Origin of the sequence: Arthrobacter sp. JSM 101049 (genome assembly GCF_041679245.1) — a bacterium.
Classification (GTDB): Bacteria; Actinomycetota; Actinomycetes; order Actinomycetales; family Micrococcaceae; genus Arthrobacter_H.
Map to the genome: position 1 here is coordinate 865,869 of NZ_JBGFFC010000001.1, position 14,640 is coordinate 880,508.

At 69.9% G+C, this 14,640-nt stretch carries 7 protein-coding genes and 1 pseudogene; 2 read left to right on the forward strand and 6 right to left on the reverse strand.

The window, feature by feature from the left end; all coding sequences use genetic code 11:
• Positions 1-392: 392 nt before the first annotated feature.
• The 6 genes and pseudogenes from AB8M85_RS04075 to AB8M85_RS04100 all read right to left on the reverse strand — a co-directional run bounded on the left by AB8M85_RS04075 (position 393) and on the right by AB8M85_RS04100 (position 12,301).
• Entirely contained in the window at positions 393-3,749 is a 3,357-nt protein-coding gene (locus AB8M85_RS04075) for an SNF2-related protein (RefSeq protein WP_372697477.1), read from the reverse strand.
• Positions 3,750-3,820: 71 nt separating this feature from the next.
• Entirely contained in the window at positions 3,821-5,578 is a 1,758-nt protein-coding gene (gene treZ / locus AB8M85_RS04080; RefSeq protein WP_372697478.1) for a malto-oligosyltrehalose trehalohydrolase, read from the reverse strand.
• 8 nt (positions 5,579-5,586) lie between these two features.
• The gene (gene treY / locus AB8M85_RS04085; RefSeq protein WP_372697479.1) at positions 5,587-7,923 is read right to left on the reverse strand and encodes a malto-oligosyltrehalose synthase; all 2,337 of its coding nucleotides are present in this window, start codon (positions 7,921-7,923) and stop codon (positions 5,587-5,589) included.
• A 2-nt stretch (positions 7,924-7,925) separates the two neighbouring features.
• Positions 7,926-10,121 (reverse strand): annotated as a pseudogene (glgX, locus tag AB8M85_RS04090) (glycogen debranching protein GlgX).
• A 105-nt stretch (positions 10,122-10,226) separates the two neighbouring features.
• On the reverse strand, positions 10,227-11,078 hold the full coding sequence (locus AB8M85_RS04095; protein ID WP_372697480.1) for a putative hydro-lyase: 852 nt from the start codon (positions 11,076-11,078) through the stop codon (positions 10,227-10,229).
• Positions 11,079-11,083: 5 nt separating this feature from the next.
• Complete coding sequence (locus AB8M85_RS04100; RefSeq protein ID WP_372697481.1) at positions 11,084-12,301, reverse strand: NRAMP family divalent metal transporter; 1,218 nt, start codon at positions 12,299-12,301, stop codon at positions 11,084-11,086.
• 162 nt (positions 12,302-12,463) lie between these two features.
• Between AB8M85_RS04100 and AB8M85_RS04105 the strand changes: the two genes are divergently transcribed.
• Both AB8M85_RS04105 and AB8M85_RS04110 read left to right on the forward strand, forming a co-directional pair.
• Positions 12,464-13,921 (forward strand): GuaB1 family IMP dehydrogenase-related protein, encoded by a 1,458-nt coding sequence (locus tag AB8M85_RS04105; protein ID WP_372697482.1) that lies wholly within the window; start codon positions 12,464-12,466, stop codon positions 13,919-13,921.
• 38 nt (positions 13,922-13,959) lie between these two features.
• Positions 13,960-14,628, forward strand: coding sequence for a TetR family transcriptional regulator (locus AB8M85_RS04110; RefSeq protein ID WP_372697715.1), 669 nt, complete (start codon positions 13,960-13,962; stop codon positions 14,626-14,628).
• Positions 14,629-14,640 lie beyond the last annotated feature (12 nt).

Genomic DNA, 14,640 nt, shown 5'->3' on the forward strand with positions numbered 1-14,640 from the left:
CCGATGCCGCCGCCGATGTGCCCCACGCCGTCCACCAACGCAAACCCGTGGTCCGTGCCCGGGCGGGGAAGCTTTCGGCGGTCATGGCGTAGGTGGGCGAGACCCACAGGTTGAAGCCCGCGAAGATCAGGAGGGACCCGATGAAGGCGATGACGATCTGCACCCCGGCTAGGGCCACCAGGACCGCGCCGACCAAACGATGGTGGGCGTTCAGACGGGCGGCGCCCGCGTGGCCGATGCCGGGGTGCACGGCCTCCCGTAGAGGCAGCGAACGGCCGCTGCGCGGGCTCGCTGACGGCTCCATCACGCCTCCGATGTCGATGCGTGTTCCACTGTCATCATGGGCACGCACCGAAGACCACATCAAGGCCGACGGGGGGCCTCCGGCGTGCTCAGGCCCCGAAGAGCGCCCGGACGTCCTCGGCGCTGATGGCGGCACCGAAGGCGGCGTCCTCGTCCATCACGGAGGAGAACAACTGGGCCTTCTTGGCCTTGAGGGCCATCACCTTCTCCTCGATGGTGTCCTTGGAGACCATGCGGTAGACCATCACATTGCGCGTCTGCCCGATCCGGTGGGCCCGGTCGACGGCCTGGTTCTCGCTGGCCGGGTTCCACCAGGGGTCCAGCAGGAAGCAGTAGTCGGCCTGCGTGAGGTTCAGCCCGAAGCCGCCGGCCTTCAGGCTGATCAGGAACACCGGGACCTTGCCGCTGGTGAACGTCTCGATGACCTTCCCCCGGGACCGCGTGCTGCCGTCCAGGTAGGCGTAGGCGATCCCCGCCTCGTCCAGCCGCTGTGCCGCCCGGGACAGGAACGAGGTGAACTGGCTGAACACCAGCGCGCTGTGCCCCTCGGCGACGATGTCCTCGAGTTGTTCGAGGAGGGCATCGAGCTTGCTGGAGGGCACGCCGTCGTACTGCTCGTCGACCAGCGAGGCATCCAGGCTCAACTGGCGCAGCATGGTCAGCGACCGGAAGATCTGGAAGCGGTTGGAGTCCATGTCCTCCAGCATCCCCAGGACCTTCTGCCGTTCGCGCTGCAGGTGTCGCTGGTAGATGGTGCGGTGCCGCGGGGACAGTTCCAGCTCGAGGACCTGTTCCTGCTTCGGCGGCAGTTCCGTGGCGACCAGTTCCTTGGTCCGGCGCATGATCAACGGGCGGATCCGGCGCCGGAGCTGGGCCAGCCGCTCCGGGTCGCCGTCCTTTTCGATCGGCTTGCGGTAGAGCTCCTCGAACCGCTTGGCGGAGGGGAACAGGCCCGGGGAGGTGATCGCGAACATCGACCACAACTCGGAGAGGTTGTTCTCCATCGGCGTCCCGGTGATCGCGAGTTTGAACTGTGCCGGGAACGCGCGCGCCTGGGCGGCGGCCTTGGTCGCGGGGTTCTTCACGAACTGGGCCTCGTCCAGGACCAGGCCGGCCCAGCGCTGCCGGGCGTACGCCTCATTCTCCAGCCGGAACAGCGCGTACGAGGTGACCACGACATCGGCATCCTCCAACAGCGCCGCAAGCTCGGTGCCGGTGCGCTGGAGCGTTTCGGAGACGACGGCGGTGCGAAGGCCCGGGACGAACCGCTGCGCTTCGGAGGCCCAGTTGGGAACCACCGAGGTGGGCGCCACCACCAGGAAGGGCCGCGCGGCCCCGCCGGTGTCGGAGGTCCGCTGCTGCGCGTGGAGCATCAGCGCGAGCGTCTGGAGGGTCTTGCCCAGCCCCATGTCGTCGGCCAGCACGCCGCCGAGGCCATGGTCATGCAGGAACGCCAGCCAGGAGTATCCTTCCTGCTGGTAGCGCCGCAGGGTGGCGTTCAACCCGGCGGGCGGGGCGGCGGGTTCGATCCGCTCCAACTCCAGCAATCCCCCGACGGACGCCTTCCAGGCCTCCGTTTGCTCGGCGTCGGATGAGAGTTCGACGAGTTCATCCCACAGCGAGGCCTGGTGCCGGCTGATTCGCAAGGCCTGGGCGCCGCGGTCCTGCAGCGTCCGGGCCTCTTCGATGAGCCGGCGCAGTTGCCGGTATTCGGGTTTGTCCAGCGAGAAGTAGCTGCCGTCCTCGAGCAACAGGTATTCCTCCCCTTGGGCCAACGCCAGGAACAACTGGTCGAAGGGGACTTCGGTGTCGCCTAGGTGGACCCGCACCCCCAGATCGAACCAGTCGCTGGTGTCGGTTTCGCCGGCGCTGACGGAGATCGCCGGGACCTCGGTCAGTTCCACGTAGTCCACCGGCTGGCCCTGGACCTCGATGAGGACCCTGTCGCAGTCGTTGAGGACCGGCAGCGCCTCGGCGGTGAACCGCGCGGCGTCGACGCCGACCAGGTCCACCGGTTCGTTGCTTCCGGGAGGGTTGAGCAGCGGTTGCGGGAACACCTCCTGCCAGGCTGCCGGGAAGTCCGGCAGGGAACGGGCCACATCCTGCAACAGGTCGGCCTCGGCCGCCGCGTCCCGGTTCGGATCGCCGTCGGGGAGCAGCAGGTGGCTGGTGCTGGTGGGTCCCACCCGGTAGTCCCAGCCCCACTCCAACCGCACGCCGGTGGCCGCTGGCGCGCGGCGTTGGCCCGGGCGCCGGAAGTGCGCGACCACCAGCCGCAGCCGTGGCGGCTCGCGGTCGGGGACGTCCACTGCCCCGTCGCGGGAGACGATCCGCACGCGGCGCGCCAGTTCGGGCAGGTACTCGTGGACGAAGGCATCGCGACCGTTCCGCGGGATCTCCAGGGGCTTGCCCCCTTCCAGCAGCTGCGCGACGACGTCGGGAACCGGGCCGTGCGCGGGGGCCAGGTGGATGGCGGTCGCACGGAGGGGCTGGTCGGGCACCTCGTCCCACCAGGCCATGCCGTGGCCGGGTGTGCCGATGACCCGCAGCCGGCGTTCCGTGCCGGGAACGGCATTGGCCCGGTCGACCGGCTGGTCCGGTACGGTTCCGTCGGCGTGCCGCAGGGACGGAGTCATCCGCAGCTTGCCCCCGGCATCGGCCAGGTCCAGGCCCACGGTGACCGGATCGTGCACGGTCACCGCGGTGGCGGCCGTTGCCCCGCGCAGCACGATGCCGGCCTCCTGGGCGGTGGCCAGCAGGCGCCAGAACACCGGGGACGAAAAGCGTTCCAGGTCGAGGTAGGGGTTGGCGTAGGCGAAGCCGTGCAGCGCGTGGAAGTCCTGCATCCAGCGCTCCTGGGACGGGCCGAATTGCAGGGCCTGCTGCCCGCCGGCGAAGTAGTAGCCCGCCGAGGCGTTGGCCCCGAATCCGCCCCACCGGAGGCTGGAGTAGACCCAGCGGCCCTTCTCGTTCAGCGTGACCGGCCGCAGGCCCACGGTCAGCCGGTTTTTCCGGCCCTTGGCCGCGGTGATGAGCTCGAACTGGACGCCCAAGGGTGCCGGCGGCCGCGCCGTGCCGGGCGCCTCCAGCATGGCCTCGAGCCGGCGCTGCCAGGGTGGGAGCTTCTGCTGCGTCGTCGTCCGCGCCTGGTTCGAGGCCACGGAGGCGGCCAGCATGAGCGCCGCCGTGTGCTTGCAGCGTTCGTGCACCGGGCAGCCGCAGACGGCGATCGCCGGTTCCAGCCCGCGGGTAAAGGTGACGATGCTGCGGTAGACGGCACCGGCCGAGCCCCGTACGTGCGCGGACACCTGCCGGACGCCCGAGTCCCATTCGAGGTCCTGGACGCGGCCGGTGAAGAAGTATTCCAAACCGCGTTCGAAGGTCTGCCGGCCGACGAATCGCTGGATCTGGGCGTCGTGCAGCACGGGGGGCAGGTCTGGTTCCACCGGCCCAGTGTAGCCGCGGCCCGGGCGCGGAGGGTCTGGCAGGTCCTGCCTGTGGACAACGGGTCAGCAGCTCACGACACGCGCACGACCGCCGCCGAGTCGGCGCCCAGCACCACGGACTCTCCATCGTTCCCGGCGACGGCCTCGCCGACGACCACCAGCAGCGGACCGGCGGCGCGGGAGAGCGGAACGGCTGCTTCGCCTGGCGAGAGGTTCACGGCAATGGCGATCGAGCCGCGGTACACCACCAGCCATCCCGCGTCCGCGTCGGCCTCCACCTGCGGCCACGTGCCCGTGTCGGCGAGGTCGGGTTCGACGGTCCGCAGGGCAAGCAGCCGGTGGTACAGGGCGAGCATCCGCCCATGCACGTCGGACCGACCCGTGTCTTCGGCTTCGGCCCAGTCCAGCTTTGAGTCCCGGAACGTCGACTCGGCCTGGGGGTCCGGAACCGTGGCGGGATCCCAGCCCATGGCGGCGAATTCGGCCAGCCGGCCCTCCGCCGTCGCCTTCCCCAACTCGGGTTCGGGATGGGAGGTGAAGAACTGCCAGGGGGTCGAGGCCGCGAATTCCTCGCCCATGAACAGCATCGGCGTGAAGGGGGCCGTCAGGTTCAGCACCGCTGCGATGGCCAGCCGGTTGGCCCCCAGGCTGGCGGTGAGCCGGTCCCCGGCCGCGCGGTTGCCGATCTGGTCGTGGTTCTGCGTGCACACCACCAGCTGGCCCGGCGACACGCGGTTGGTGTCGATGGCCCGGCCGTGGTGGCGTCCGCGGAACGAGGAGTATGACCCGTCGTGGAAGAAGCCGCCGCGCAGGACCTTGGCCAGGGCGCCGATCGAGTCGAAGTCGGCGTAGTAGCCGCTGGTCTCCCCCATGAGGTTCACGTGGACGGCGTGGTGGAAGTCGTCGCTCCACTGCCCGGACAGCCCGTACCCGTTGACCGTCCGGTCCTGGATCAGGCGGTCGTTGTTCAGGTCCGACTCGGCGATGAGGAACAGCGGCTTCCCGCTCCGGTCCGCCACGGCGTCGGTGGCTGCCGCCAGTTCCTCGAGCAGCGGGGTGGCGCGGGAGTCCTTGAACGCATGGACGGCATCGAGCCGGAGCCCGTCGACGTGGTAGTCGCGCATCCACATCAGGGCGTTCTCCACGATGTAGGAGCGGACCTCGTCCGAGCCGGGGCCGTCCAGGTTCACCGAGTCGCCCCAGGTGTTGGCGTTGCCCTCGGTCAGGTACGGGCCGAAGCGCGGCAGGTAGTTCCCGCTGGGCCCGAGGTGGTTGTAGACGACATCCTGGATGACGCCGAGCCCGTGGGCGTGGGCGGCGTCGACGAACCGCTGGTAGGCCGCCGGCCCCCCGTAGGTTTCCTGGACCGCGTACCAGAGCACGCCGTCGTAGCCCCAGTTGTGCGTGCCGTTGAACGCGTTGACCGGCAGCAGCTCGACGTGCTGGATGGCCAGCCCGGCCAGGTAGGGCAGCTTCTCGGCGGCGGCGTCCAGGGTGCCTTCGGGGGTGAAGGTGCCCAGGTGGAGTTCGTAGATCGCCCCGCCGGCCAGTCCGGGCGACACCCAGTCCGTGTCCGACCAGGCGTGGGCGCCCGGGTCGAACGTCCGCGAGAGCCCGTGGACCCCGTCGGGTTGGCGCCGCGAGCGCGGGTCGGGCAGCGGGGTATCCGCGCCGTCGAGCAGGTAGCCGTAGTCGAGATCGGCGCCCGGGGGCACGACGGCGGGAGCCCACCATCCGCCGTCGTGCCGGTGCATGTCCCACTGCCGGCCGCCGGCCAGCAGCCTGAGCTCGGTGGCGCGCGGCGCCCACACGGCGAAGGGCTTCTCCATGGTGCTCCCTAGTCGGTCTGCCGGGTCAGCAGCGCGCCCGGGTAGTCGGCGAAGACGTCGGCGGCGCGCAGCTGGCCGTCGCTGGTGTGGTGGCCGCCGGTGATCTCGTCGCGGTAGGCCCCGGGCGCCAGGTGCAGGACGGTGTCGCGCCAGCCGCCGTCGGCGGCCAGGCCGATGGGCAGGCGGGTAAGTGCGGCGATGGCCCCGCCGCGGTCGAACGCGAAGAGGTGTCCCGCCGCGGCCCCGGAGGTGGCGACGGCCTCGTAGCCGGTGAACAGCCCGGGCCGGTCGCGGCGCAGCCGGAGGACACGGGAGACCATCAGCAGCTTCGCACGGGCATCGGCGCCCAGGGCCCGCAGCTGCGCGCGGTCGTCGATCCGGTCCAGCTCGGCCAAGGCCTCTTGCCGTGGCGCGAAGTCCACCGACCGGCGATTGTCCGGGTCCACCAGGGAGCGGTTCCAGAATTCGGTGCCCTGGTAGACGTCCGGGACGCCGGGCATGGCCAGTTGCAGCAGCTTGGCGCAGAACCCGTTGGACCACCCGGCGTCCTGGATGCGCTCGACGAGGCCGGCGACCAGCGACACCACCTCGGGATTGTCGTAGGCGGCATCGACGGCCGCGTGGAGGCGGGCCTCGAACTGCTCGTCGGGATCGGTCCAGGTGGTGCTGTTGCCGGCTTCGCGGGCCGCCTTCTCGGCGTAGGCGTGGGCCCGTTCCCGGCCGGCGGGGTACGCGCCCACGGCGGCCTGCCACAGCAGGTCGGCGAACGGCAGGTCCCCCAGCGGGGCGAGGGCATCGAGGCGCTGGAGCGTTCCGGCCCACTCCCGCGGCAGTTCGGCGAGCACGCTGATCCGGGCGCGGGTGTCCTCGCCGCGCTTGGTGTCGTGCGTGCTTAGGGCGGTCATCGACAGCGGCAGGTCCAGTTGGCGGGCGGCCAGCCGGGTGTGCAGGTCGAAGGGCTCCAGCGCGAACAGCGAGGGGTCTGCGCCGACCTCGTTCAGGGAGGTCAGGCGGGTGAACCGGTAGAACGCTGTGTCCTCCACGCCCTTGGCCATGACCATGCCCGAGGTCTGCTGGAACCGGGTGGGCAGTTCGCCCAGCGTGGTTCCGGCGTCGTGCTGGTTTCCGGGGTCGAGCAGCGGGTGCAGGGCGGTGATGGCTTCGGCGATGTCGGGGCGGTGGATGCGGGCGGCGATGACGGCCGCTTCCACGTGTCCGGCGCCGTCGGGCAGGTAGCTGCGGTAGACGGGGAAGCAGCTGAGGATCTCGGCGAGGGCGTCGACGACGGCGTCGGGGTCGGGCACCGCCCCGGCGGGGACGAGCCGGGCCAGCCGCAGGACCTCGGAGTGCAGCAGTCCGTCGGCGATGGCGCGCTTGGTGTCGTGGATCATCGGGTGGTAGCCCTCCACGGGGGCGGCCTCGCTGAGGATGCCGCTGCCCTCGGGGTCCACGAAGAGCCGGTCGATGTCGGCGAGCGCGTCGTATCCGGTGGTGCCCTCGCATTGCCAGCCGGCGGGCAGCGCCTCGCCGGGTTCGAGGATCTTCTCGATGAGCAGGTAGGCGCCGCCGGTTACCTGGCGAAGCCGCGCGAGGTACCCGGCCGGGTCGGCCAGGCCGTCGGGGTGGTCGATGCGCAGCCCGTCGACCAGGCCGTCGTCGAACCAGCTGCGGATCTGGGCGTGGGATTCGTCGAAGACCCAGGGGACCTCGACGCGCAGGCCGGCCAGCGAGTTCACCCCGAAGAAGCGCCGGTAGTTCAGCTCGTTGTCGGCGCGGCGCCAGTTCACCAGTTCGTAGTGCTGGCGGTCGTGGACGGCCCGCGCGTCGTCCCCGGCGGTGGCGGTGCCGGCGGCCACGGGGAAGGCGTGCTCGTGGTAGCGCAGCTCGAACCCGTCGTCGACGGGTGCCAGCTCCAGTTGGCCGAGTTCGTCATCCCCCAGGACGGGGAGCCGGATCCGTCCGGCGCCGGCGTCCCAGTCGACGTCGAAGGCCTCGGCGTAGCGCGAGCCCCGGCCCTCGGCGAGCAGGGACCACCACCAGCGGTTGGACTTCGGGGTGGCCACGCCCATGTGGTTGGGCACGATGTCCACCAGGACTCCCATCCCCGCGGCGTGGGCGGCCTGCGACAGGGACTCGAGTCCGGCGCGGCCGCCGCGGGCGGGGTCGACGGTGGTGGGGTCCACGACGTCGTAGCCGTGGTCCGATCCGGTTTCGGCGGTGAGGATCGGGGACAGGTAGACCCAGTGGACCCCCAGGTCCCGCAGGTACGGGACCAGCTCGGCGGCGTCGTACAGGGTGAAGCCGGGCCGGATCTGCAGGCGGTACGTGGAGCGCGGGGTCTTCATGCCTACTCCCCCGACTTCGGCGTGCTGGCCTCGTCATCGGTCGCCGTCTGCGCGGCGAGGGAGGCCGCGACCGAGTGGTCCGCCTCGGGTGTCTCCTCGTAGGCGCGCAGGACCAGCAGCGAACGCGCCGTCACCGTGATGGTGCTTCCGGCGTCGACCCGCTCGGCGTTGGCATGGTCCCCGGCCGTGTCCAGCACCGGTTCCTAGGCCGGGGCGAATTCGGTGGACGGGATCGTGAAGACCGCGTCCTCGTGGTGGGGGTTGAAGAACAACAGGAAATTGCTGTCCCGAATGGGCTGCCCGCGTTCGTCGGTGCCAGCGATCCCGTAGCCGTTGAGGAACACCGCGAAGGATTGGGCGATATCGGCGTCCCAGTCCTCGGGGGTCATCGGGGTGCCGTCGGCGCCCAGCCACTTGATGTCCGGCAGGGCCTCCCCGTCCGCGCGGGCGACCGGCCGGCCGTCAAAGAACCTGCGGCGCCGGAAGGTGGGATGCTCCGCGCGCAGCCGGTTCACGGCGGCCGTGAACTCGAGCAGCGGAGTGTCCGCCTCCTCCCAGTTGATCCAGCTCAGTTCCGAGTCCTGCGCGTACGTGTTGTTGTTGCCGTCCTGCGTGCGGCCCAGCTCGTCGCCGTGGGCGATCATCGGCACACCCTGCGAGAGCAGGAGGGTCGCCAGGTAGTTGCGCTGCTGGCGGGCCCGCAGGGTCAGCACCTCGGCATCGTCGGTGGGTCCCTCGACACCGCAGTTCCACGAGCGGTTGTTCGATTCGCCGTCGTTGTTGTCCTCGCCGTTGGCCTCGTTGTGCTTCTCGTTGTAGGAGACCAGGTCGCGCAGCGTGAAGCCGTCGTGGGCGGTGACGAAGTTGATCGAGGCCACCGGCCGCCGGCTGGAGTGCTCATAGAGGTCGGAGGAGCCGGTGATGCGGGAGGCGAACTCGCCCAAGGTTGACGGCACGCCGCGCCAGAAGTCCCGGACGGTGTCGCGGTACTTGCCGTTCCATTCGGTCCACTGGGGCGGGAAGTTGCCGACTTGGTAGCCGCCGGGGCCGATGTCCCAGGGTTCGGCGATGAGCTTGACCTGCGAGACGACGGGGTCCTGCTGGATGAGCTCGAAGAAGGTGGAGAGCTTGTCGACGTCGTAGAACTCGCGTGCCAGCGTGGAAGCCAGGTCGAAGCGGAAGCCGTCGACGTGCATCTCGGTGACCCAGTAGCGCAGCGAGTCCATCAGCAGCTGCAGCGGATGCGGGTTGCGCACGTTCAGGGAGTTCCCGGTGCCGGTGTAATCCATGTAGTACCGCGGGTCGTCCTCGACGAGGCGGTAGTAGGCGGCGTTGTCGATGCCACGGAAGGAGAGCGTGGGCCCGAGGTGGTTGCCTTCGGCGGTGTGGTTGTACACGACGTCGAGGATCACCTCGATCCCGGCCAGGTGCATGGCCTTGACCATCGCCTTGAACTCCTGGACCTGCTGGCCCTCGTCGCCGCTGGAGCAGTAGGTGTTCTGCGGGGCGAAGAAGCCGATGGTGTTGTAGCCCCAGTAGTTGGACAGCCCCTGCTCCTGCAGGGTGGAGTCGTTGACGAACTGGTGCACCGGCATCAGCTCGATCGCCGTGGCGCCGATCTTCTGCAGGTGGGCGATGACCGCCGGGTGGGCAATCCCGGCGTAGGTCCCGCGCTGTTCCTCGGGGACCTCGGGGTGCAGCCGGGTCAGGCCCTTGACGTGGGCCTCGTAGATGACGCTGCGGTGGTAGGGGCGCCTCGGACGCCGGTCGCCGTCCCAGTCGAAGAAGGGGTTCACCACGACGCCGAGCATCATGTGGGCCGCCGAATCGTCGTTGTTCGGTGTCTCCTCGTCCCCGAAGACGTAGCCGAAGAGCGACGGGTCCCAGTCGATCTCCCCGTGGACGGCCTTGGCGTAGGGGTCCAGGAGCAGCTTGTTCGGGTTGCACCGGTGGCCGGCCGCCGGGTCGTGGGGCCCGTGGACCCGGTAGCCGTATTTCTGGCCGGGGCCGACCTGGGGCAGGAAGCAATGCCAGACGAAGCCGTCGACCTCGGTGAGGTCGATGCGGGTCTCGGTACCGTCGTCGTCCAGCAGGCACAACTGGACCAGGTCGGCGACTTCGCTGTAGAGCGCGAAGTTGGTGCCGTTGCCGTCGTACGTGGCGCCCAGCGGGTAGGCGTCTCCGGGCCAAACGTCCATCTGCTCTCCTCATGACGGGGAAGGCGCCCGGGGTGGGGCCTTGCCGCTCACGATATAGGCATCAGGGGCCCCGCGCCCAGCATCTCGGTCCGCTTGACGATTCAGCTAGGGCACGAGGTAGGCGTTGTCGCACGCGTCGGTGATGAGCATGTGCCCGGGGGCGTGCCCGATCGCCAGCCGGGGCCGGGACTCCATCACCGCTGCCTGCGGGGTGACCCCGCAGGCCCAGAACACCGGCAGGTGTCCTGCGGGGATGGCCACGGCGTCGCCGAAGTCCGGACGGTCCAGGTCGGCGATGCCGAGCTCGGCCGGATCGCCGATGTGGACCGGGGCCCCGTGGACGGCCGGATAGCGGGAGGTGATCCGCACGGCGTCGGCGACCTGGGAGGCCGGGAAGGGGCGCATCGAGACGACCAGGGGTCCGGCCATCGTCCCCGCCGGCTCGCAGCGGCGGTTGGTCCGGTACATGGGCACGTTCACGCCCTGGTCGATGTGGGCGACCGGCAGCCCGGCGTCCTGCAGAGCCGTCTCGAACGTGAAGGAACAGCCGACGATGAACGTCACCAGGTCATCGCTCCAGTAGGCGGTGATGTCGGTGGGCTCGGCGACGGGCACGCCGTCCTCGTAGACCACGTACTTCGGCACGTCAGTGCGGATGTCTCCCCCGGGCAGCAGGTCCCCGCTGGTCTGGCCGGCATCGAGCACGCCGAGCAGGGGGCAGGATTTCGGGTTCCGTTGGGCGAAGAGCAGGACGTCGAAGGCCTGCGCCTTCGGGACGATGATCAGGTTGGCCTGGGCGTACCCGCGGGAGATGCCTGCGGTCGGGGCGACCAGCCCCTCGCGGAAGGCTTTCCGCGCCCGGGCCGGGGTCCAGGTTCCCCGCTCCGAGGCGGGATCCGCGCCGGGCCCGGGCACCGCCGTCGTGCCGTGGCCCGTGCCGTCCGTGGTGGGTTCCATGTCGATCACGCCCACAACTCGGCCAGGCCGGAGAGCGAGTTCCAGCCCAGGTAGAGGGTCAGCAGCCAGGTGAGCACGCCGATGACGAGCAGCCAGGCAGGGTACTTGTAGCCCTGCAGCAGGTCGCGGCGGCGCCAGGCGACCCAGAGGATGAGCGCGAAGCCGAGGGGGAGGATCAGTCCGTTGAAGGCGCCGGCGAAGATCAGCAGCGTCTGCGGTGCCTGGCCCAGCAGCAGGAAGGCCGCGGCGCAGAAGACGATGAACGCGACGGTGATCAGGTTGCGGGTGCGTTCGGAGGTGCGCGAGGTCGTGATGAACGAGACCGAGGTGTAGGCGGCGCCGATGACGGAGGTCAGGGCGGCACTCCAGAGGATGACGCCGAACATGCGCAGGCCGATTTCCCCGGCCGCGTGCTGGAAGGCGTCGGCGGCCATGTTGTTCCCGGCCAGGGTCACGCCGCCGGCGACGACGCCGAAGATCGCCAGGAAGAGCAGCACGCGCATGATGCCGGTGACGATGACGCCGAGCACTGAGCTCTGGGTGATGGCCTTGACGTTTTCCGGGCCGGTGGCGCCGGAGTCGAGCATCCGGTGGGCACCGGCGTAGGTGATGTAGCCGCCGACCGTGCCGCCGATGAGCGTGGTGATGATCAGGAAGTCGATCTTCTCCGGCAGGACCGTGTTCTTCAGCGCCTCGCCGATCGGCGGCGCAGCGACGATGGCCACGTAGATCATCAGCAGGATCATGATCGCCCCGAGCAGGACGACGATGCGGTCCAGCGCCAGGCCGGCGCGCTTGGAGAGGAAGATCAGGATGGCCACGACGGCGGAGATGGCGCCGCCGATCTTCGGGTCCAGGCCCAGCATGGCGTTCATGCCCAGGCCGGTGCCGGCGATGTTGCCGATGTTGAACACCACGCCGCCGATGAACACGAGGACGGCCAGGACCCAGCCGACGCCGGGCAGGGCCTTGTTGCCCAGTTCCTGGGCGCGCATCCCGGAGATGCCGACGACCCGCCAGACATTGAGCTGGACGGCGACGTCGACGAGGATCGAGATGACGATGGCGAAGGCGAACGCCGCGCGAAGTTCGACGGTGAAGACGGTGGTCTGGGTGATGAAGCCGGGGCCAATGGCGCTGGTGGCCATCAGGAACATGGCCCCCAGCAGGGCGGTCCGGCGGGCGGCCGGGCTCAGCCTCTTCTGGGTGGGTGTCTCGGACATTTCGATGTTCCGTCCTGTCGGCAGTGACTGGCGTCACAGGGGCGATTACTGCTTCGCAGCCTACAGGTTGTTGAACAATCTTGACAAGACATTGTTGAACAATCTTTTGCCGCCTTGGCGACGGCGGCTCGCGGAGGCCGTCCAACCGGTAGCCTGAGGCATGTGAAATTCCTCAACGACGTGCACCCGCAGTACGACTTGACCTACAACGACACCTTCATGGTCCCCTCGCGCTCGGCCGTGGCATCGCGCACCAGCGTCGACCTGACCACCCCCGACGGCATCGGCACCTCGATCCCGCTGGTCGTGTCGAACATGACCGCCGTGGCCGGTCGCCGCATGGCCGAGACCGTCGCCCGCCGCGGCGGCATCGCCATCCTTCCCCAGGACATCAGCCAGGCCGCCGTGAACGACATGGTCGGGCAGGTCAAGCGCGCCCACACCGTCTTCGAGACCCCCATCACCGTGCAGGCCGGGGACGCGGTGGCGACCGCCCTCTCACTGCTGGGCAAGCGCTCCCACGGTGCCGCCGTCGTCCTCGAGGGCGACGAGCCGGTCGGGATCGTCAGCCTCGGCGATTGCCAGGAAGTCGACCGCTTCGCCCGGATCTCCGAGGTAATGAGCCAGAACATCACCACCGCGTCGGTCGACGAGGACCCCCGCTCGGTCTTCGACACCATCACCGAACGCCACCTGACGATGGTGCCGATGCTCGACGGCGGACGGCTGGCCGGTGTGCTGACCCGCAAGGGCATCCTGCGCTCGACGATCTACTCCCCCGCGGTCGACCCGCAGGGCCGGCTCATGGTCGGCGGGGCCGTCGGCATCAACGGCGATGTCCGTGCCAAGACTGCTGCTCTGCTCGAATCCGGGGTCGACGTGATCGTGGTGGATACCGCCCACGGCCACCAGGAGAAGATGATCGAGGCGCTTCCGCTGGTGACCGCCGCCCGCGACGAGTTCGCCGCCCGTACCGGCCGGCGCCTGCAGGTGGTGGCCGGCAACGTCGTCTCCCCGGCCGGCGTCACGGACCTGGTGGCTGCCGGGGCCGACATCCTGAAGGTCGGCGTGGGGCCGGGGGCCATGTGCACCACGCGCATGATGACCGGCGTGGGACGCCCGCAGTTCTCCGCAGTGCTCGAATGCGCCGGCGCGGCCCGCGAGTCAGGCGCCGAGGTCTGGGCCGATGGCGGGGTGAAGTATCCGCGCGACGTCGCGTTGGCCCTGGCCGCCGGTGCCGCCAGCGTCATGATCGGCTCCTGGTTCGCCGGAACCCACGAATCCGCCGGGGACCTGGTGCTGGATTCGGACGGCCGCGCCTACAAGGAGAGCTTCGGCATGGCCTCGGCCCGCGCCGTGCAGAACCGCACGAAGCAGCAGTCGGCCTTCGACCGGGCCCGTTCGGGGCTGTTCGAAGAAGGCATCTCGCACTCGCGGATGTACCTGGATCCGGCCCGCCCGGGCGTCGAGGACCTCGTCGATTCGATCATCTCCGGGGTGCGCTCCTCCTTCACCTACGCCGGCGCCGACTCCATCGCCCAGTTCCGCGAGCGGGCCGTCGTCGGCGTGCAGTCCAGCGCCGGCTACGAGGAAGGCCGCCCGCGGGACACCTCCTGGTAGGGGTCTTCCCCGGGGCCCGGCCGTAGGCTGGTGCCGTGATGCAGAACAAGGACGACGGCGGATCCGGTCGCCGGAGGGGGCGGCCGCGTGGCAGTGCCTCCGGCAGCGGCCGGGATCGCATCCTGGCTGCCGCGACCGCCGAATTCCACGAACGCGGTTACGAGTCCGCTTCGATCCGATCGATTGCCCGCCGCGCCGACGTGGATTCCTCGCTGGTCCACCATTACTTCGACGACAAGGCCGGCCTGTTCACCGAGGTGGTTCGGGTGCCACTGCGTCCGGACCGCATCGTGGCCGAGGTGCTCGATGGACCGTCCGAGCTCTTCGGCCGGCGCCTGGTCCACGACGTGCTCACGGCCTGGGAGCGGCCTGCCGTGCGGCCTGCGGCCATCGCCCTGATGCGCAGCGCGGTGGGTACGGGTGCCGGTTCGACCATGGTCCGCAGTTTCCTCAAACGGGAGATGCTGGGGCAGCTGGCCCGCCGGGTCGGCGGCCCCGACGCCGAGCTGCGCGCATCGCTGGCGGCGAGCCAGATGGCCGGGTTGTTGCTCATGCGCTTCGTGCTGGGGATCGAACCGCTGGCTACGGCACCCATCGGGCAGCTCGTCGACACGGTGGGCCCGGTCGTCCAGTGGCATCTCACCGGGCGGGAGCTTCCCGGCACTGTTGATCGGGATCCCCACGGCACCGTTGACCCGGAGCCCTGACAGGACTTTAAT

Coding starts and splice junctions, on each gene's coding strand:
- treZ (WP_372697478.1), bottom strand. CDS start 5,578: ATGGAGAAGCCCTTCGCCGTGTGGGCGCCGCGCGCCACCGAGCTCAGG.
- treY (WP_372697479.1), bottom strand. CDS start 7,923: ATGAAGACCCCGCGCTCCACGTACCGCCTGCAGATCCGGCCCGGCTTC.
- AB8M85_RS04095 (WP_372697480.1), bottom strand. CDS start 11,078: ATGGAACCCACCACGGACGGCACGGGCCACGGCACGACGGCGGTGCCC.
- AB8M85_RS04100 (WP_372697481.1), bottom strand. CDS start 12,301: ATGTCCGAGACACCCACCCAGAAGAGGCTGAGCCCGGCCGCCCGCCGG.
- AB8M85_RS04110 (WP_372697715.1), top strand. CDS start 13,960: ATGCAGAACAAGGACGACGGCGGATCCGGTCGCCGGAGGGGGCGGCCG.